We start from the raw sequence: 17,940 nt of genomic DNA, 5'->3' as shown, positions 1-17,940 counted from the left end.
GTCTGCGCAATCCATCAGTACCTACCTCCCCAGTTGTCCTTCTGCGTCCACCGCACCTGGTGCTCGGCGCCGAAGCAATGAACCCACTCGATCAACTCGCCGCACTGCTTCACGGTGAGCTTGCTTGTGCGTTCGTAGATGACGTCGAAGCCGTTGCCGTCTACGGCCGGGATCATTTGCGGCTGGTCGCCAGACTCACGCAGCCAGGCGGCGGTCAGCAGGCGCTTCCAGATCAGGACATCCCACTTCTTCCCAGCGTGTTCGACCTGGGCTGCGATATCGGACAGAGCCGCGTGCAGGGCCTTGTTCTGCTCCCCGCTGCGGTCCACTTCGGTGATGGCCAGCTTCTTGGGTCTGGCCAGGTCAAGTCCGGCGATGTAGCCCATGGCTTTGCTACGGTCTGATTCGTTGCGGATCTGGAGGCTGGTCATGCTGCAACCTCCGCCAAAGGCTCGATGTTGCGCCGAGCCAAAAGATGGTCGCGCGAGATAAAGGCGTCGACGACGAAGCCGCCAAGGTCGATCGCCAGCGGAATACCCTCTCCGCGCCCGCGCGCCACGTAATATTTGCGGTCGTCGCGCCCCTGCACAGGGTCGAATACGAAGTAGCCCTCGTCGGTGACCTCGATCAGGATCTGGTGGTTGCCGCCTTCGATGTTGAGCGAAGGTGAGGTGCACAGATAAGCGCCCTCATCGGTCAGCGACGGGCAGTCCAGGCTGAAGAAAGCCGTGTATTCAACGCCGAGTCGCTCCAGCATCTGCCGCAAGGTCAGATCCCCGTCGCGATAGGGCTGGTGCATCTCTTCGATGACTTCCTGTGCCGGGCGCCCAACTATCATCGCCAGGCAGGTCGATACGCAGCTGTACGGGCACGGTTGCATTTGGTGAGTGATGATCGGGCTCATGATTGCTCTCCCTGACCCAGAGCGGCGAGGATGTCGTGTAGATACCCGGTCGCCACACTTGGCTGCTTGCCTGCGGAATCACAAAGCTTCTGCACGAAAGCTGTAGCGCTCTGCAGACGATCGGCATCCTTGCGCAGTGCCTCGTTCTCGGCGTTGAGCTGGTCGCGCTCGATCTCAACGCCGAGCATCAAACGGCCTCGAGCTTCCAGCAGTTCGACCAGGTGATCGTTGTGCCCCAGCAAGTCCTTGGCGTCACGCGCCTTGAGCGGATAGCCACTGCGCACCAGCTCGCGGATTTTCCCGATGTTTTCTGCTGATAAATTCATGGCTTAACCTCCGGCTCGACGGGAAGATGCATCCAATGCGTCGGCCTCTCGCTGCCGTCACAACGGCAAACGCCCCAATCGCCAAAGCCGAAGGCATCGAGATCGAACATCTCTTGCTCCGTGCCCGACCATTCATCGCGTTCCTTGTCGGACATGAAGTGATCAGCATCGGTGATCATCCCGGAGAAGACCCCAGCGTCACTGCGATAGAACAGGACCTCGGTATGCTGCGGACAGGTTTCCATGCTCTCCCAGCCATGTGATGCCAGCGTCTCCCGGCTCGCAAACCAAGCCCATTCAGCGCAAGCAAGCATCCCGGCGGCGTCTGGATTACTGGAGGCGGCCATCCGACCGAAACCAAACTGCTTCACGAACGCCTCAATGAATTCTTCACGCATCTTGTCGGTCATGTCCGTTGCTCCGCTGCTTCTGCGATCAATGCCATGCGCTCAAAGCGCTCAGCGGCCTGGCTGGCGAGATTGGCTAAGTCCGCCTCATCCACCACCGGCATGCACACGAAACGGATTCCGTGCTTGACCATGGTGTTGGCCATCTCAAGGGATTGGCGTAGCTGTACTGGGTTTGCTCGTTTCATGGCCGCTGCTCCGCTGTCTTCTTGCCGAACTTGGCCATCAGCTGGGCGCGGGCTGACATGCCGTCGGCCGGGATGCCTTGCTGGAGGATTCGCGCCTGGGTCTGCTGGTCGGCTAGTTCGTTGGCAAGCTCAAAGGCCGTCTTCTGGCTGTCGTGGCCGATGCCAGTGAGGATCTTCCCGTCAAGCGGCTGGCCTTCCTGGGCGCGGCGGATCACCACGGCGTAGTTGTGCTCGAAGCGCTGGCGAAGGCCCCTGTCTTCCTGCTTGGCGGAACGCAGGTCAAACAGGCCCGTGGCGATGGCTGCGAACTTCACGCCGTCGTGGCTGTAGGTCTCCATCAGCGCCTCCATCCACGCCCCGGCAGCCGAGGGCATGCCGAAGTCTTCCGGGCCGGGCACGCACATAGCGATGAACTCCCCAACGCTCGGAGCGAAAGGCTTCTTGAGCTTGCGGCACTTCTGGATGCCGAACTCGATCTGCTCCAGGGTGCGGATACCCTCGTCGGCGAACTCCTTGATCCACTCGGCCTTGGCGGCGTCGAGCGCTTCGGTGGATGGCCACGCCTGGCGCCACGCTGGGAAGATCCCGCGCAGGCGACGGAACAGGTCGTTCACCACTTCTGCCGTCTGCGGCGTCACCTGGAGCGGCTGGCGAGGCTCCACGGCAGGTAGGTTGCCCATGGTCGCCATCAGTTGGTTGACTGGCTTCATGGGCTCACCACAAGGCCTTCGGCCCAGGCATTGCTGTCGAAGTCAGGCTCACTGCTCTGGCGTGGCGTGAACTGCCTGATGTTCGACGCTGCTGCACGATTGCGATCGTTAAGCACCCACTTGACCAGCATCTGCACCCACTCGGCCTGAGTATTCACCTGGCCGCGAGGTTCGTAGTGAGCAGTGAATGCGCGCCGCGCCTCTTCGGTGAACAGGTCCAGCGCTACGCCAGAGTGAACCGAGTAGGTTTTCAGAAGATTTTCATCAGGGTTCCAGTCGAGGGTCATTTCGCTGGGCATGCGAGGGTCAACCGACTCGCGCACAGAGAGAGGTTCTTTATTCTTCTCTTTCTCTTCTTTAGGTAACGCACTTTTAACGCTGGCAGCGTTACCTTTTGCGTTACCTGACTTATGTCCGGCAACCCTTCGGGCCGTCAAGGCCCTGTTTTTAGCGGTCTTCCCGTTGTGGCGGTCGAAATGAGGGAGGCTGATAACACCCTCGCACTCAACCATCCAATCAACCAGTTTCATGAAGTCGCAGAAGTCGTTAACGCCAACGAGACGATCCAGTAACTTTTTAGTAACGCTCGGAGCGTTACCGTTTTCTGTCTGCTGATCGAACCAGCCCCAAACGCGCATAAGCTTGCCCACGACAGCATCAGGATCGATACCGGCCCATTCTGCGATCTGGCAAACCTCTGGCTTGTCTAGGGTGCACAGTTCAAATTTGATCCAGTCACCGGCCATTACTTGGCTCCTTTGCCGACAAGATCGGCCAATTCAAGGAAGCGATCCACGTACCAGTGAGGCTGCGTCTCGCGGGGGCATTGAGGGCTGGTGAGGTTCTTGCCGTAGGCCATGCCCTTCTCGGTCACAGACCAGAAGTCCACCATTTCCTGCTTGGAGTTTTTGCGCTGGAGGACCTTGAGGAAGCCGTGGGCCTCCAGTGAAAGGTTGAAGGCGCGAGCGGTGCTGGCGATGGCGTGATCTTTGATCAGGGCGGTGATTGCCTTGGTAGGCATCGAAGAGCCGCCAGCGGCATCTGGCGCGGCGTCAACGGCGTAGCCTGGAAGGAACTTGGCATCCAGGCCGTTATTGGCGGCGATCTTGGCCAGCATCAGCATCTTGCTGGAGTTGGCAGGCTTCAACAGGCGGTCGAAGCATTCCAAAATGGCAAGCTCGCCGACGATCTTGGAGTTGTTCGGGCCCTGGGCAGAAAAGGTGCCGGTCTTGCGGATACTCGGCAGCACTTGCCCGACTACCCAATCTTCGAACTTCTCGGCGGCCGGCAGTTTGGACTTCATCACCAGCCGGTACAGGTCCCGCTCAGGAATGATGGTCATGAAACCACCACCCTGTTTCGGGGTAGTGGTCGCAGCCTTGCAGTGACGGGCCACGGCGTTCTCCGGCTTGGAGTAGCCGAGGGCGTCGGCGACATCACGGGCGATAAACCACGGATCGCCGAGCTTGTCGGTTATGACCCGAATTGCGGCGCCGTCGAAGTCGAACGGAATCACTGAGGAATTGCGCGCCACGTTTTCAGATTGCGAAAAACGTGGCGCAGAGGGTGGCGAATTGACAGTTTGGGTAGACATGGGCATTATTCGCTCCGGAACTTAGTTGTAAATGCTGCACAAAGAGCCAGGCCGTGAACCTGGCTTTTTTGTGCCTGCGATTTGGTGTTGCGGGTGAATTGGGTGTCCGGCGCATCCGTGGTAGCTTTCTGCTTCCACACAAGAAGGCCTAGGAGGCCGGACATGACTGATATCGTTGCAGCTAGAAACAACTCCTCTCACGCGGCTCAACAAGCCGTGATCACGCTGATCGAGGCCAGTGGGCCGGAGCTTTTCCGAAATAGCGGCGTAAGCGAAGAAGGTGGGAAAAAAGCCGCCGAATTCCTGATTGCGTTTCATAAAACGCTCACCGCGTATTACAAGGAGCTTTGAGGGCGCCTAGTCCGGCGACCAGCGCCTTAGAGATGCTGGTCGCTGCTTCCTCGATGCCCTCCACTTCCCCTCGAACTGCCAGTGCCACAACTGCATCAGCTAGTGCTTGGGCTGCGATATGGATTTGGCGGTCATCAAGTACAGCTTCGTTTTCCTGGGTCATGGTCTTTCTCCGGTTGTGAAATTCAGGCGGCCTTAACCGACTGCCTGAAAACTTCCAGGCTGACGATCACCTCCTCAGCCTCTTTGAGCAGTTCGGATTTCTCGCGAGTGCAAACGCGGCCATCGGCTTGGGCGTCGAAGGCAAGGCGGGTCACGTCAGCTAGATCGGCGTGCAGGCGCAGCAGCGCGGTGTTGAGGTTGATGCCCTCGGGCTTTTCCTTTGGCACCAGGTCGAAACCAAACGCCTCGGCCCATGCCTTCAGCGGGCGGAAGTCCTGGGTGAACTTCATAATCCGGTGCAGCTCCTGGACGTTCAGCTTGTGGCTGTCGTAGTCCGGGTTCGCTTTCTGGGAAAGAAGCGTCTTCGAAGAGAAGCTGGCGCCCTCTGCAATCCGCCCTGCTCCGTGCTCGTCCACGACGTCGTGAATCGCCCTCATTAATTCCTGCATGTAACACCTCGAAATTCTTTACGTGGCGCCCTGCAGGTGCAGAGGCGATCATTTGCTTAATGGAACGGCGGACTGGGATGTCGCTTAGGCGGCCATCTCGGCCCATGGAAACGACGGACAAAGGGATTCTTTTTTGAAGGCACCTCCGGTCAACGCCTCCGCTCGCTTGGCAACCACTGGAGACATGCCGTGCTTCTCGCGAACCCAACCGGAAACGGTGCTTTGATCAACCTTGAGCTTTTCAGCCGTGACCTCCTGAGTGCCGAAGAAGGCAACGAGGTCCTTATAAATAATGTTCATGCTGCCCCTCCATACGGGAATACCCATATAGTAGGTTATGGGAATACCGATTTGCAAGGATATGGGAGCACCCGTAATACTCGCCGGATGGAATTCAAAGATCGTTTAAAGGCAGCGCGCCGGCACGCCAAGCTCAACCAGGGCGAATTGGCCGCTAAAGCTGGTATCACGCAGACGTCGATTTCTGACCTTGAGCGTGGAAAATCGAAAGCCACCGCACACGTCGTGAAGATCGCCGACGCATGTGGGGTGAGCGCCAAATGGCTTTCAGACGAGATCGGGCCAATGCTGGCTCCTGGGTTAACGTCCGGCTCTGGTGAATCGAACGTCTCCCCTGCCGCCCAGCCCACCAAATCATTCCGCTACCCGGTAGTGAGCTGGGTTGCAGCCGGCGCCTGGTCGGAAGCAGTGGAGCCCTACCCGGCTGGAATCTCGGACACCTATGAGTTTTCGGAGTACGACTCCAAAGGACCCGCGTTCTGGCTGACAGTCAAAGGCGACTCGATGACTGCGCCCGCCGGCCAAAGCATCACCGAAGGCACGCTGATCCTTGTGGACACTGAGGCTGAAGTTGCACCAGGTAAGCTAGTCGTGGCCAAGCTGCCGGACAGCAATGAGGCTACATTCAAGAAGCTGGTCGGCGATGGCGGCCGATTGTTCCTGAAACCGCTGAATCCGAGCTACCCCATCGAGGCAGTCGACGAGAACTGCAGAATCGTCGGTGTGGTCGTCCGAGCACTCCAAAAATTTTGATACATAAATCGAGGCTCACAGAAACCTGTCTTGTAGTGAGTCGTACAAAGCCGGCCCGCTGCTTGTTAATTTAAAACCAAAGGCACAGTGATTTAGAGCATTCGCCACCTCAAGAGTAGCTAAAAATCGCTAACACGACATTAAAAGGATTTAAGTATGGCGAACATATTTCAAGGACTTGACATCAGAACTGAAAGCGATGTCGAACAGAAAATAATATACCAACTACTCACTATCGAGACTCCTAATGGCCTTGGTTACTCCGCATCGGACATCAGAACCAAAGGCGATATAAGAAAGTTAAAAATTGACAAAGGCGCAAAAGGGAAACTTTATTACCCCGACTACGCAATCATCACCAACGGCCTGCCGCTAATAATCATTGAAGCAAAAACTCCTGGAGAAGATATCAAAGAGGCTTTGCGAGAAGCTAGACTTTATGCCACAGAAATAAACGCCTCTTACGCAAGAAATGTGAACCCTTGCGAAATAATAATAGCTACTGACGGTGTGAGTCTTGCGTTAAGCTTTTGGGACAAAGACGAACCAGAAGTAACTATTACGATTAATGATTTCGACCCCTTAAGCGCTGAATTCTCCCACCTTATAGATTTGGCCTCAAAGAAGAGTTCACTTAAAAAAGCAGACGCAATTCTAAGTTCAATAAAGAGCACTGCCCTTTACTTCAAGCCAACCCAAATGCTTGGGGGGAAAGTCGTTGCAAACGAGACCGTAGGGGAAAACTCCTTTGGCGCAAACGTTTCTATAGAATACAAATATCTTTTTAATCCGGATTCGTTGGAGGACAGAGCATCGATTGCGCACAACGCTTATGTCACCTCAATTCGAAAACAATCACACATCGCTCCCATCGATAAAATAATACGAGCTGCACTGCCTATTTCTAGTCAAGCTAGACTAATAGAAGATACTAGTACCGCGAGAGAAATTATTGAGCAGGTTGCAGATTTTGGAAGAATAAAGAATGAAATTTGCCTTTTAATTGGTGGAGTAGGTTCAGGTAAATCGACATTTACGGATTACATCCGTCTTGAAGCTCTCCCTCGCCCATTAGTAGAATCAACGATCTGGATCAATATAAATCTTAACAAAGCACCACTTTACAGAGAGCGTATATACGACTGGATCATAGAACAGAGCATCGATCTACTAAAACAAAATAATCCAAAAATAGATTTCGACAGTATTGATATATTAAAGAAAATTTATTATAGAGAAATTGGGCGACTGGAAAGAGGCCGCGCAGCCTTATACCCAAAAAACTCCGAAAAATATATTGATGCAATATTTGCAGAAATTGAAAGACTTCAACTTAACAAACAAGCGACTCTTGACGGAATAATAAATTTCCTCTGCACGGGAGGAGAAAAACTCCTTGTTGTAGTGTTAGACAACTGCGACAAAAGGAACAGAGAAGACCAGCTACTGATGTTCGATGTGGCGTCGTGGCTAAAGGAAACCTTCCCATGCATGGTCTTCCTGCCACTTAGAGATACGACTTACGACCAGTATCGTGATGAACCTCCTTTAGATACAGTGATTAAGGATCTTGTCTTCCGAATCGACCCCCCTCTTCTGGAAAGAGTAATATACAAAAGACTCGGCTACGCCCTAAGGGTCATACAAGGAGAGCAGTCAAAGTTTACTTACTTCTTACCAAACAACATGAAGGTTGAGTGCGCCAGATCAGAAGTGGCAACATACATCCAATCAATGATCTCGTCTTTATTTCAAGACAGCTTCTTCAAACGCATAATTACCGGTTTAGCCGGAAGGAATATCCGAAAAGGACTTGAGATATTGTTAGACTTCTGCAAGAGCGGACACATTGCAGAAGATGAACTTTTGAAAGCAAGGCAGTCGTTAGGCGAGCATAGACTTCCAAACTATTTAATAGCTCGAATCTTATTGAAGAGCAAACGGAAATTTTATTCCGATACAGACTCACACATTAAAAACCTATTTAATTCCAACCCAGAAGATTCACTACCCAACCCGTTTATAAGACTTTCCATACTCAGCTGGCTCAGAAGTACATCAAGGGAATACGGACCTAATCGAACGAAAGGATTTCATAAGCTTTCAACTCTAATTGCTTTCCTTCAATCAACGGGCCATGCAACCGAGAGGGCCTATAGTGAGATAGCTACGCTTACCAGTGCAGGCTGCATCCTTTCAGAAGCTCAATCGCACGAGATAACAGACGAAGATTTAATAGCTATCTCCCCAGCCGGCTTAATACATTTAGACCTGATGCGCAATATTGACTATCTTTCAACGATTGCGGAAGATGTATTCTTCAGGGAGAATCAACCAGCACGAAAAATTGCTGACAACTTAATTGGCAAAGGCCCCTTCAAGATAGATAGTCGCCAGACTGCCCTAAGCAATAGCTCCACACTTATAAACTACCTAGAAGCTTACCACGATAAGTTTTTCGTTGGCCCTGCAAAGTTACTTACAGATGAGTTTCAACAAGACATACTCGACATCAAAGGCCTCAAAGACTATATAATCAAAACCTCTGAAAACGATGAGGCTTTCCAAAAGCTTCATAAGTTTGAGAGCGAGTATCCAGAGGGCACGCAAGTAGAAGCTCAGATTGTATCTGTTCAAAACTATGGTGTTTTTGTCGAGTTTGGACTTCAAGGCAGGGGGCTTGTAAGAAAATCAAACCAACGACAACAACATACGCAGCTTTTTAACACTTTCGAACCGGGTGAGTGGATCCAAGTTGTTGTTGGGAAATACAGCGCGCAACATAGCGGATTCAGCTTAACACTAGCATAGTAAAGCATAAAAAAAAGCCACTAAAAGTGGCTTTTTTTCAAGTCATAATAGACTCAAATCTTTTTCATTTGGTAAATGCATCTATTTCTGTATAGGCCATGCACTGCCCTCTACGCGTTATAGTCCATTATATATGCCAATTCTCGAACCTCCTGTCGTGTCTCTAGGTCCAGTCCTTGGCGCCAAGGCGCATTCATGCAGCGGAAAAATTATTAGCTCCCTAAAAACAAATAGTCAAGCCAATTTTACAATTCTCCCCTTTTTAGCGCGCAAGGAATCAGCTGCATACGAACTGCTCAGCTATGGAAGCTTACGAGCGCTAGCCCTATCGCGTCCTAACTGCCCAGCTCATCACTTCCTCCTTGCCAATCTAAGATAGCACAAATACTGTACGCACATACAGTACTCGCAAGGAGCGAAGCATGATCCAGACACCCTACTCCACACCAAAACCGAGAAATTCCTACGAGCTTGTTGGCCGCCGCCTTCAAGGCTTGATCGCCTCTCCCCGGGTCCAGAGGATTCAGTTGGTGGAGGTATCCAGGCGCGACGACGAAAGCCCTGAAGCGTGGCGCCAGGTCATCCAGGATATCGGCGACACCGCCGGCATAAGGGTCGAGCACCTGGAAGACGGAGCCGTCCGGATCGGCTGGTGCGAGTACTGCGATTCCTAAATGAGCCCGCCAGTGCGCGGGCTTTTTATCGCCCCCCATCAAATATATGGGAATACCCATTGACGATAAATATGGGATTGCCTATATTTGTTTCCATCGAGACGCCACAGCGAATCGCCAGCAGCTAAACCTGCGCCGCTCTTTAGCGAAACCCCTTGCCGGATCACCACCGGCCCAGATTCAAAGGCAGCGATGAACCGGCCTAAACGGTTCAGAGGGTTGGCAACTGACCCGGGCGTGCAGCGTAAATCGCCAAGAACAGTTATCCAGCGGGAGAACAAGCCGAAAGGCCCGCGGCTGGAAAAACATTTGATTCAAGCCGGTGACCGACGCCAGTAGCGGGTCACGGTATGCAGATTTCACTGGCAGGCCTTCGCAAGAGGGCCTGACGGGAAATCAAACGGGAGTCACAACGATGAACCTTACAGATAGCAGGCAAGACGAACGAATCAGGCAGGCCCTGCGAAGCGCAGATAAAAAGGGCCGACTTGGCGTGGTCGCTGCGGTAACCGGGATTGCCGGTGGAGAGGTAGAGCTGCGCCGCATCATGAACAGTACAGACGAGCTGGCGATCATGGATCGCGGAATGCTCGCCATCCATTTGGCCTAAGCAATCACCTCAGCCTCAAGGAACACCGCCTTGCCAAACCTTACTTGGGCCGCCTGGCTCTTTGTGACCGGCCTTGTAGCCGTGTTCCTGGCCTGCAGCTGGGGCATTTCGCAGAGCGTTTAAGTGGTCAACCAGCGCCACGTCAGCACTGACGTTAACTGCCCGATCCTCTCTATGAGAGCGCATCGGGGTGTGAACTGAGTACCGCCGGCCTGCGCGAGAGCAAAGGCAGACAAACGTCATGCAGTTCACACCCCGATGCAGAAAACACCCTTCTCGCCTCTATTAAGTCAGCACTCCTTCCCCGCGCCCATCGGCAAACAGCGGGAGGAATGAGTGTTGACGAATACATGCGAACCAACGAATGGAGAGATTCATGGAAACGAAGCATACGCCGGGCCCGTGGTTCGGCAAGAAGGATGGCAAGTACAGCATGGAGTGTCCCTGGTCGATTGACCATGACGACGGCAATAACGCCAGCTGGTTGCCAGTCACTACTGAGCAGCGACGAACACTGGCACTGGTTGTAAATGACGATACAAAGCGGCCGATGGACTTCCACGATGCAGAAATGCACGCCAACGCCAAGCTGATCGCCGCAGCGCCGGACCTGCTGGAAGCCTTGGAAGCCCTGGTGTCTCGCTGCGAGTCATTGGGCGTTGATGGCATAGGCCCGCAAAAGGTCGCAGCCCGCGCCGCAATCTCCAAGGCCACCGCCTAACCCCAAACACTGGAGGTCGCCATGAGCGAACAAATGACATTGGACGGTCAGCCGATCGTCAAGCAACTACGCGTTTTCATCGTGGAAGAGCACGACTACTACGCCGCCAGCACTGCTGAAGAGGCCATCCGCCTGCATGCCGATACGTGTGAGCGCGAAATCGATGATGTCGACGCCAGTGACTGCGAAGAAGTGACCGACGAACTTCTTGATAAGCCATGGACCGACGAGGACGGCGCACTGCTCGGCACGCTGCGGCAATGGCTGGCTCAGGCACAAGGCCCTGAGTGGCTGACCGGAACCGAATAACCAAGCCTGGAGGCGACCATGAACGCAGCATTGAAGATATGCCAGGAGCGTTACGACGCTCAGTTGCCGCCTCCAGTGAGCGAGTCGGTGGTGGAGATTGCCCGCAGGGAGTGGCTGTACAGCGCCACCGAGCAGCTGGTGCGGTTTGGCGCAGACGTGAAGGTTCAGCTGCGCATGAGATCGCCGCAGTGCGTCACGGTGGCCCAGCTGGAGCTGGCGGCGGATGAGCTGGCGAACGCCCGGCAGGCAGACTTTGAGGTAGGCACGCCAGCCCTTGGTCGCCTTCTGGTCGCCAACAACTGTGGCCGGGCCGACAAAGACGCCGCCGCCGAGCTTCTTGGCCGAAGCGATCACCCCTTCGGCAAGCTTGGCGAAATTGCAGAGGCCCTACTTCGGCCCCTCGCTGACGATGCACTGGCCGCCCAGGCCGAGGAAGACGAACTATGAACACCCCTACCGCCCTCGCCCGCCTGGGCCTGGAAATCGCCAAGATGAAGAAGTCCTGCACACCGGTACCGGACCGCACCTTCGTCATGGGCATGATCGAGATGGCCGAGTTCGCCGATCTTGTCGACTCCCCTACCGCCAACCGCTACCGCGATGCGCTGGACGCAAAGTTCGTCGAGCGCAACGAACAGCTAAAGAGGGTCGCAGCATGACCACGCCACCGGTTAAATCATTGATCGATAGTCAGCTCGAAGAGATCGAGCGCAGCCTGACCATTCTCGGCTCTGGCTTGCCGCGCGATCTTCCGGTGTCCGCGCTGCCGCCGAAGCTTGCAGCTGCTATCAAGGGCGGGCGCATTGCGGTGAGGGTTCGGCCGTGACCGCGCGCCAGCGCACTCGGCGCCTACTAATTTGGCGCGGCTCTTTCCCTGTCCTTGCCCTCTTCACCTTGCTGATGTTGCTCGGCGCCCTCGCTGATCGAATCACTCAATAACCAACACCTTCAATCGCTGCGAACATCGCGGCAAGGAATCCCCATGTCCGCAGAACAACAACTGGCGATCCTGCCAGCCAAAGAAGTAGCCCTGGCAGTATTCAGCGCCCCTAACGGCCTGGACCCGTACCTTCAGAGCGTCCGTGAAGAAATCGACAAGTTCAACGCCTCGGCACCTGACGTGAAAACCAAAAAGGGCCAAGACGCGTATCGCTCGATTGCTTACAGCCTGGCGGGATCAAAAACGAAACTCGACAGCCTGGGCAAAGAGCTCGTCGCAGAACTGAAGGATGTGCCGAAAAAGATCGACGCCGAGCGCAAGCGCGTTCGTGAGCTGCTGAGCACGTGGCAAGAAGAAGTTCGCAAGCCGCTGACTGACTGGGAAGCCGCCGAGCAGGCTCGCAAGGATCGGCACGTCGATGCCGTACAGGCAATTGCGGATTTTGCCTTGGATCTGTCGGACGTCACCGCCGCGGTACTGCTTGAGTCTATCGTCTCGGTTGAGGCGGTGAAGATGGGCGAGCACTGGGAAGAGTTCGAGGCTGATGCTGCCCGCACCAAGGATCAGGTTCTGGACAAGCTGCGCGCCACCCTCGCCGCCCGCCAGAAATATGAAACCGAACAGGCAGAACTGGTCCGGTTGCGTGCCGAAGCCGAAGCTCAGGCCCAGCGAGACCGCGATGCAGAGATTGCCCGTGTTGCTGTCGAACAAGCCCGGCTCCAGGCCGAACAGCAGGCCCGGGCCGAGCGTGACGCTGCTGCACGGCGCGAGCAGGAACTGCTTGATCAGGCCGCCGCCACTCAGCGCGCCGCCGCACAGGCGGTGCTGGATGCCGAGGCCGCCGCTGAACGCCAGCGCCTGCAACTCCAGCTGCAGGCCGAACAAGCAGAGCGTCAGGCTGCTCAGGCCAAGGCCGACAAGCTGGCCGCCGAGCAGCGCGCCGAGCAAGACAGGCTCACAGCCATCCGCCGCCAGGAAGAGGCTGTAGAGCAGGCGCGATTGGCTGAGAAGGCCCGAGCGGATGCGGCCGCAGACGAAATCCTGCGCCAGGAAAAGCTCCGCGCAGCCGACAAGGCCCACAAGGGCAAGATCTACAAATCCGCCAAAGAAGCATTCATTGAGCATGGCATGACCGAAGACTGCGCCCGCCTGGCTGTGAAGCTGGTTGCAAGCGGACTCATTCCTGCCATGTCCATCCAATACTGAGGTACCCAGAATGTCCCAAGAAATCATCATGCCCCTGGAGCGCGATCGCCAAATTTCCGCCCAGCCAGCGCAAGAAATCAGCATGTTGTCGACTATCAGCCGGCTTGCCCTTGATCCTCGCTGCGACATGGACAAGCTGGAGCGCCTGATCAAGCTCCAGGATCGGATGGAGGCGAAGAGCGCGCTGGAGGCATTCAACGCTGCGTTCGCCGAAATGCAGTGCGAAATGTCTTCCGTGGAAAAGCGCACCGAGAACACGCACACCAAGAAGATGTACGCCGACCTGGACGACATCAACTACGCGGTGCGACCGGTCATGGCCAAGTTTGGCTTTGGTGTGTCGTTCAAGATCGTCAACCAGGCCGCAGGCGTCAGCATCACCGGCATTCTGATGCACAAGGCCGGGCATCGCGAAGAAACGACCATGATCCTGCCGCTTGATACCGGCGCCGGGCGCAGCGCCGTGCAGTCGGTTGGCTCGACCACAACCTACGGGAAGCGGTATGTGATGTGCGCCCTACTCAACATCACCAGCGGCGACGACAACGACAATGACGGCTATGTCGAGCCATCTGATCAGTTGGTCACCCAGGCACAGGCAAAACAACTACAGGCCCTTCTGGAAAAATGCAGCGAGACGGCGAAAGGCAAGTTCGCAGAGCTGTATGGCAAGCCAGCAAGCATCACGAAGGAAAATTTTGACGCCGTGCTTGCCGCTCTCACCAAATCGGCAAACACCAATAAGCAGGTGTAGATCATGCAAATAATCACTGAAGTTGAGCAGGGCTCGCCGGAATGGCTGGCCCTGCGCCTGGGTATCGTCACCTGCTCCGAACTGGAATGCCTGCTGGTCAACGGCAAGGGTGAGTCAGGTTTCGGCGCCGGCGCCTTCACCTACATGAACACGCTGATCGGGGAGCGCATCACCGGTGAAGCAGCGGACCCATTTATGGGAAACCGCCACACTGAGCGCGGCCACGAACTGGAAGGTGTCGCCCGCAAACTCTACGAGCAGCGCGAAGAAGTCGAAACCAAACAGGTGGCGATCATCCTCAATCACGGTGCCGGGTACTCGCCCGACTCTCTGGTTGGGCCTACTGGCCTGACGGAAATCAAAACCAAACTTCCGAAATTCCAGGTCGAAGTGATTCTTTCGGGCGAGATTCCAAAAGAACACGTTGCCCAGTGCCAGGGCGGCCTATGGGTCTCGGAGCGCGAGTGGATCGACTTCGTTTGCTACTGGCCCGGTATGCCGCTGTTCATCAAGCGCGCGTACCGGGATGAGGCGATGATCCGCAAGCTGTCGGAGCGGGTCAGCACCTTCTACGAAATCTTGGACGACCGGATGAATCGGGTCTTGGGGATCGCAGCATGATCAGCATCCTACAGAACGAAGTAGAACGCCTTCGAGGCGCATCGAACGAGCTTGCTGCCCAGGTCGAGCAGTTCCTGGAGGCTGGCGGGCAGATCGAAGAAGGCCCGGCCTGCGGCTACATACCCAAGCCGATCACCTACAGCAACCAGATGCCGCCGGCGCCGAAGCCGTTTGTTCGGCGAAGGGCCGAGCCTCTTCCACCTACGCCTCCGACCAAGCGTGAAGATCAGATCGAAGCGCGCCGCCAGCGAGCCGTCAGGGTCATGGAATTGGCGCCGCTCCACAGCCAAAGCGAAGTCGCCAACATGACCGGAATAAGCCGGCGCATGCTGCTGAATATGTCTCGCGAATTCAACTTCAGGTTCAAGGCTGTTCCGCCTGGGCGGCATGGCAATCCCGAACGGATCAAGGCGATGGCGGAGCGAGACGCTAGGTTCGCCGAGCGCATCAAGGCGTTCATGGAATTAGGGGTCAGCCGTCGCAAGGTCTGTGGAAAGCTTGGTATCAGCGCCAAAACGTTCGCGCGCATCCTCAAGAATCACTCGATTGACTACCCATTGTCGACGCCGGGCGGCACACGATGCGCCGCATAGCCCGCATCCAGCAACGCAAACGTCAAACCTGGCTCGCACTGCCGGCCAGCGGAATAGAAGAGGTAGGCCATGCCTGTGACCCAGGAAGAACGAACGGCCAGGCTTGCCGAGAAACGGCAGGAGCTGGGCGAGCAGGAATTGCGGCACACGGTCCCTTACGGCACTCGCCAGATGCTCGACGAGTTGATGCGCTGGCATGAGATCGAGGAAGTCAGCGAGGCGGTACAGCTGCTGGTGCTGAATGGTCGGGCTGAGGATCTGCCGCCGGCGCCTCCTACGGTCAAAGGGCAGTCCGGCATCATCCGCCACTACTTCCGTCAGGGAATGCGTGACCGGCTGGCAGCGCTCACCGCCGATCTGGGTGAGACAAAGAACCGCACCACCATCTGGCGCTTGATCGCTCATGCCCATTCGCTGGGCGCTGAAAGGTCCGCCTACCTGTTCTCAGTTCCGCGCCACGATATGACCGTATCTGAAAACGTGGCGCGCAAATTACGGCAAGCAGGATTCGCCGAATCGCTCCAAATGAACGCCGAAGACGACGGCGACGAATAACCCACCCTACTCGCTGCATCCGGTAACGGAGGGCGCCGCCGGGACTGGAAAGGCCGTAAATTTGATATAGCGGCATGATCAGGTCAGTGGCTCGATCGATAAATGAGCGCCGGCCATCCACTAGCTTTAATTACTGAGCGCTAACACTTGGAACCCATAAAGTGCATGCAGTAGCGGCCTGAGCAATGAGCCAATCATGCTCACGCTTTGCGAAGGGACGAGGCATCTCATAAGAGATCCGAAGCGCAAAGTTATAGGCACCAACGACTTCGTTTCCAGTCGGCGTCGTTTCTTTCAATTTTGTGTTGGTTTTGAGTCCTTCTACCGCACCATGCAGAGCTATCGCCTGCTTGGAGGTGTCTGCGCTTTCTTCCAAGATATTTACCACGATAAAAGCTGCGTTAGAGCAGCGATCCATCTTTTCCCACTGCTTCAGCTGTGCCTCATCACCGAGCGCTACAGCAGAGGTGAGCAACATCAGTGAGCCAATCCAAATACGCATAGTTTTGATCCTTCAAAAATTTCGGCATTAATACTCCACCCCAAACCAAATTGCCACCACCGGTCACCGGAGTGCGGCGCCTGACTGGAGATAATCCATGGACAAGAACACGAAGATCCTGATCACGGAGATTCCGGGTGAGTGGACCCAGCGCCAACGCAACGGCAGCCTCAACGTGTGGAACGGGGCGGATCATCACAGATTTCACCGTACCACTACTGACCTGCCTGAAGTCAGCCTGCGGCCCCCGGAAAACGGCCTGTACGCTGAGCGAATCGATGGCGCCTGGTATTGGGTTTCTGGTTGTGCGAAGTGCAACGGAACCGGTGAGAAGTACAGCTACTCAGTGTGCGATAAGCACAACGTTTGCCGACTGTGCAGCACCCACCGCTCGAAGCTTACGGAAACACCTTGGGGCCATCCTGACGGATTCACCTGCAAACCTTGTCAGGACGCAGAAGACGCCGTTGCGAAAGCTGAAGCGCTGGCCAAGGTCGCCGAGACCGACTATGACAAGTGGGATTACCGCAGCCAGGACGAATGCAAATGCCCGCATTGCGCCACAGTGATCCACATTGAGTCGGAAGATTACGGCGACAAGAACATGACCTGTGATACCTGCGGCGGCGAATTTGAGCTGGTCACCGAGTTCACCGTTCAGTTCACCACCACGGTGATTGGCGATCGCATCACAGCCTGAACAGTGCTCACCTATTGCGCTAAATCCATCTCAGGCATTAAGAAAGTGAAGCTCCCAGTTAGCCCTTTGCGCAAAGCTTCAGGCATCTGGTATCCGAAATAGATGAGCCATCTACCGTCGGATCTCAGATCGGAATTGACACGATAGGTGCCAACCTCGTTCTCAGTTATGCCGATCAGCTTCGCCACTTCTCTGTCTGAAGGCTTATCGCTCACGAAACGCTCCTTGATCCGGCTCCATACCGGTCATCCGTAATACTCCATATCAACGAATCACGCCAGCCGGCTAGGCCTATCCGACCACACGGCTGACTTTTGATAAGCGTTCCTGGAGGCGCTACGGTGTGCTCAGGGTTGAACGCCAAGCATTGCAACCGACTGGTCGATGAAATCACCAAGCAGCCAAGGCTTTGGGAGAAATCTTGCATTTGGCGGAAGCTCGTCTGCCCGAACACGCTGATGGCCAGATGTTACGAGGACAGGAATCTCTGGCCATTGCTCAGAAATCAGCCAAGCCAATTCAAATCCATTGATTTTCCCTGGCATTTTTATATCGGTAATCACTAGCCCAACGTTGGATGTGGATTCCAAAATCAGCCGAGCCTTATCCGCGTTTGGAGCACCAATGGTCTGAAGCCCCTCCAAATCCAGAACCTCCTGGGCCAGCTCCAGAAGCAAGGGCTCATCCTCTACAACAAGAACAACTCTCTCCATGATCGCTTCCTGATTTTTTATATGGGATACCCATATGAAACGGCGGCGAGCAGCGGGTTCCCTCATTTTCACCAAGTAATCACGCTA

The 17,940-nt window shown here is 55.3% G+C and carries 30 protein-coding genes; 16 read left to right on the top strand and 14 right to left on the bottom strand.

Annotation, left to right across the window (positions count from 1 at the left end):
• Nucleotides 1-14 precede the first annotated feature (14 nt).
• Genes LUB09_RS03870 through LUB09_RS03835 form a run of 8 tightly spaced genes read right to left on the bottom strand, consistent with a single transcriptional unit; the run spans nt 15 to nt 4,129 of the window.
• Nucleotides 15-431, bottom strand: coding sequence for a recombination protein NinB (locus LUB09_RS03870; protein ID WP_231421689.1), 417 nt, complete (start codon nt 429-431; stop codon nt 15-17).
• Nucleotides 428-904: a hypothetical protein gene (locus LUB09_RS03865; RefSeq protein ID WP_231421688.1), complete on the bottom strand. Its 477-nt coding sequence runs from the start codon at nt 902-904 to the stop codon at nt 428-430. Before LUB09_RS03865 ends, LUB09_RS03870 begins: the two co-directional genes overlap by 4 nt.
• Nucleotides 901-1,230, bottom strand: a complete 330-nt coding sequence (locus LUB09_RS03860) for a hypothetical protein (protein WP_231421687.1) — start codon at nt 1,228-1,230, stop codon at nt 901-903. Before LUB09_RS03860 ends, LUB09_RS03865 begins: the two co-directional genes overlap by 4 nt.
• The gene (locus LUB09_RS03855) at nt 1,227-1,640 is read right to left on the bottom strand and encodes a hypothetical protein (protein WP_231421686.1); all 414 of its coding nucleotides are present in this window, start codon (nt 1,638-1,640) and stop codon (nt 1,227-1,229) included. Before LUB09_RS03855 ends, LUB09_RS03860 begins: the two co-directional genes overlap by 4 nt.
• Nucleotides 1,637-1,825 (bottom strand): DUF1382 family protein, encoded by a 189-nt coding sequence (locus tag LUB09_RS03850; RefSeq protein WP_231421685.1) that lies wholly within the window; start codon nt 1,823-1,825, stop codon nt 1,637-1,639. The genes LUB09_RS03855 and LUB09_RS03850 overlap by 4 nt, the downstream gene beginning before the upstream one ends.
• Complete coding sequence (locus LUB09_RS03845; protein ID WP_231421684.1) at nt 1,822-2,535, bottom strand: replication protein P; 714 nt, start codon at nt 2,533-2,535, stop codon at nt 1,822-1,824. The genes LUB09_RS03850 and LUB09_RS03845 overlap by 4 nt, the downstream gene beginning before the upstream one ends.
• Nucleotides 2,532-3,281, bottom strand: a complete 750-nt coding sequence (locus LUB09_RS03840; RefSeq protein WP_231421683.1) for a DnaT-like ssDNA-binding domain-containing protein — start codon at nt 3,279-3,281, stop codon at nt 2,532-2,534. The genes LUB09_RS03845 and LUB09_RS03840 overlap by 4 nt, the downstream gene beginning before the upstream one ends.
• Nucleotides 3,281-4,129 carry a BRO-N domain-containing protein gene (locus LUB09_RS03835; RefSeq protein WP_442964090.1) on the bottom strand — a complete coding sequence of 283 codons (849 nt, stop codon included), beginning with the start codon at nt 4,127-4,129 and terminating at the stop codon, nt 3,281-3,283. The genes LUB09_RS03840 and LUB09_RS03835 overlap by 1 nt, the downstream gene beginning before the upstream one ends.
• Nucleotides 4,130-4,291: 162 nt before the next feature.
• Between LUB09_RS03835 and LUB09_RS03830 the strand changes: the two genes are divergently transcribed.
• Nucleotides 4,292-4,480, top strand: coding sequence for a hypothetical protein (locus LUB09_RS03830; protein WP_231421681.1), 189 nt, complete (start codon nt 4,292-4,294; stop codon nt 4,478-4,480).
• Here the strand turns inward: LUB09_RS03830 and LUB09_RS03825 are convergent.
• The 3 genes from LUB09_RS03825 to LUB09_RS03815 all read right to left on the bottom strand — a co-directional run bounded on the left by LUB09_RS03825 (nt 4,455) and on the right by LUB09_RS03815 (nt 5,391).
• Complete coding sequence (locus LUB09_RS03825) at nt 4,455-4,643, bottom strand: hypothetical protein (RefSeq protein WP_231421680.1); 189 nt, start codon at nt 4,641-4,643, stop codon at nt 4,455-4,457. The two genes, LUB09_RS03830 and LUB09_RS03825, sit on opposite strands and share 26 nt — an antisense overlap.
• Before the next feature lie 22 nt (nt 4,644-4,665).
• On the bottom strand, nt 4,666-5,091 hold the full coding sequence (locus LUB09_RS03820; RefSeq protein ID WP_231421679.1) for a phage regulatory CII family protein: 426 nt from the start codon (nt 5,089-5,091) through the stop codon (nt 4,666-4,668).
• 84 nt (nt 5,092-5,175) lie between these two features.
• Nucleotides 5,176-5,391, bottom strand: a complete 216-nt coding sequence (locus LUB09_RS03815; RefSeq protein WP_231421678.1) for a YdaS family helix-turn-helix protein — start codon at nt 5,389-5,391, stop codon at nt 5,176-5,178.
• Between the two features lie 87 nt (nt 5,392-5,478).
• On the opposite strand from LUB09_RS03815, the gene LUB09_RS03810 reads away from it, so the two are divergent.
• The 14 genes from LUB09_RS03810 (at nt 5,479) to LUB09_RS03745 (ending at nt 15,938) form a co-directional block, all read left to right on the top strand.
• Nucleotides 5,479-6,144, top strand: a complete 666-nt coding sequence (locus tag LUB09_RS03810; RefSeq protein WP_231421677.1) for a LexA family protein — start codon at nt 5,479-5,481, stop codon at nt 6,142-6,144.
• Between the two features lie 156 nt (nt 6,145-6,300).
• Nucleotides 6,301-8,955 carry a type I restriction endonuclease gene (locus LUB09_RS03805; protein WP_231421676.1) on the top strand — a complete coding sequence of 885 codons (2,655 nt, stop codon included), beginning with the start codon at nt 6,301-6,303 and terminating at the stop codon, nt 8,953-8,955.
• A gap of 422 nt (nt 8,956-9,377) precedes the next feature.
• Nucleotides 9,378-9,629: a DUF1654 domain-containing protein gene (locus LUB09_RS03800; RefSeq protein ID WP_231421675.1), complete on the top strand. Its 252-nt coding sequence runs from the start codon at nt 9,378-9,380 to the stop codon at nt 9,627-9,629.
• Between the two features lie 415 nt (nt 9,630-10,044).
• Entirely contained in the window at nt 10,045-10,239 is a 195-nt protein-coding gene (locus tag LUB09_RS03795) for a hypothetical protein (protein ID WP_231421674.1), read from the top strand.
• Nucleotides 10,240-10,615: 376 nt separating this feature from the next.
• Complete coding sequence (locus LUB09_RS03790) at nt 10,616-10,960, top strand: hypothetical protein (RefSeq protein WP_231421673.1); 345 nt, start codon at nt 10,616-10,618, stop codon at nt 10,958-10,960.
• Between the two features lie 21 nt (nt 10,961-10,981).
• A complete protein-coding gene (locus tag LUB09_RS03785; protein WP_231421672.1) occupies nt 10,982-11,269 on the top strand; it encodes a hypothetical protein in 288 nt (95 codons plus the stop codon).
• An 18-nt stretch (nt 11,270-11,287) separates the two neighbouring features.
• Nucleotides 11,288-11,716: a hypothetical protein gene (locus tag LUB09_RS03780; RefSeq protein ID WP_231421671.1), complete on the top strand. Its 429-nt coding sequence runs from the start codon at nt 11,288-11,290 to the stop codon at nt 11,714-11,716.
• Complete coding sequence (locus tag LUB09_RS03775; protein WP_231421670.1) at nt 11,713-11,928, top strand: hypothetical protein; 216 nt, start codon at nt 11,713-11,715, stop codon at nt 11,926-11,928. The genes LUB09_RS03780 and LUB09_RS03775 overlap by 4 nt, the downstream gene beginning before the upstream one ends.
• On the top strand, nt 11,925-12,095 hold the full coding sequence (locus tag LUB09_RS03770) for a hypothetical protein (protein WP_231421669.1): 171 nt from the start codon (nt 11,925-11,927) through the stop codon (nt 12,093-12,095). Before LUB09_RS03775 ends, LUB09_RS03770 begins: the two co-directional genes overlap by 4 nt.
• Nucleotides 12,096-12,251: 156 nt before the next feature.
• Nucleotides 12,252-13,415 carry a hypothetical protein gene (locus LUB09_RS03765; protein WP_231421668.1) on the top strand — a complete coding sequence of 388 codons (1,164 nt, stop codon included), beginning with the start codon at nt 12,252-12,254 and terminating at the stop codon, nt 13,413-13,415.
• A gap of 10 nt (nt 13,416-13,425) precedes the next feature.
• Entirely contained in the window at nt 13,426-14,169 is a 744-nt protein-coding gene (locus LUB09_RS03760; RefSeq protein ID WP_231421667.1) for an ERF family protein, read from the top strand.
• Between the two features lie 3 nt (nt 14,170-14,172).
• Nucleotides 14,173-14,790 carry a lambda exonuclease family protein gene (locus LUB09_RS03755; RefSeq protein ID WP_231421666.1) on the top strand — a complete coding sequence of 206 codons (618 nt, stop codon included), beginning with the start codon at nt 14,173-14,175 and terminating at the stop codon, nt 14,788-14,790.
• Complete coding sequence (locus LUB09_RS03750) at nt 14,787-15,383, top strand: hypothetical protein (protein ID WP_231421665.1); 597 nt, start codon at nt 14,787-14,789, stop codon at nt 15,381-15,383. The genes LUB09_RS03755 and LUB09_RS03750 overlap by 4 nt, the downstream gene beginning before the upstream one ends.
• Before the next feature lie 69 nt (nt 15,384-15,452).
• Nucleotides 15,453-15,938 (top strand): hypothetical protein, encoded by a 486-nt coding sequence (locus LUB09_RS03745; RefSeq protein WP_231421664.1) that lies wholly within the window; start codon nt 15,453-15,455, stop codon nt 15,936-15,938.
• Nucleotides 15,939-16,068: 130 nt separating this feature from the next.
• Here the strand turns inward: LUB09_RS03745 and LUB09_RS03740 are convergent, their stop codons facing one another.
• Nucleotides 16,069-16,440 carry a hypothetical protein gene (locus LUB09_RS03740; protein ID WP_231421663.1) on the bottom strand — a complete coding sequence of 124 codons (372 nt, stop codon included), beginning with the start codon at nt 16,438-16,440 and terminating at the stop codon, nt 16,069-16,071.
• Between the two features lie 97 nt (nt 16,441-16,537).
• Here LUB09_RS03740 and LUB09_RS03735 point away from each other — a divergent pair, with 97 nt between their 5' ends.
• On the top strand, nt 16,538-17,140 hold the full coding sequence (locus tag LUB09_RS03735) for a hypothetical protein (protein WP_231421662.1): 603 nt from the start codon (nt 16,538-16,540) through the stop codon (nt 17,138-17,140).
• A gap of 11 nt (nt 17,141-17,151) precedes the next feature.
• Here the strand turns inward: LUB09_RS03735 and LUB09_RS03730 are convergent, their stop codons facing one another.
• Nucleotides 17,152-17,355 (bottom strand): hypothetical protein, encoded by a 204-nt coding sequence (locus LUB09_RS03730; protein ID WP_231421661.1) that lies wholly within the window; start codon nt 17,353-17,355, stop codon nt 17,152-17,154.
• A gap of 132 nt (nt 17,356-17,487) precedes the next feature.
• Nucleotides 17,488-17,853, bottom strand: a complete 366-nt coding sequence (locus LUB09_RS03725) for a response regulator (protein WP_231421660.1) — start codon at nt 17,851-17,853, stop codon at nt 17,488-17,490.
• Nucleotides 17,854-17,940: the final 87 nt, after the last annotated feature.

Origin of the sequence: Pseudomonas sp. Leaf59 (assembly GCF_920984685.1) — a bacterium.
GTDB lineage: Bacteria > Pseudomonadota > Gammaproteobacteria > Pseudomonadales > Pseudomonadaceae > Aquipseudomonas.
The sequence above is the reverse complement of the archived record's forward strand: the minus strand, read 5'-3'. Positions and strand labels throughout refer to the sequence as shown.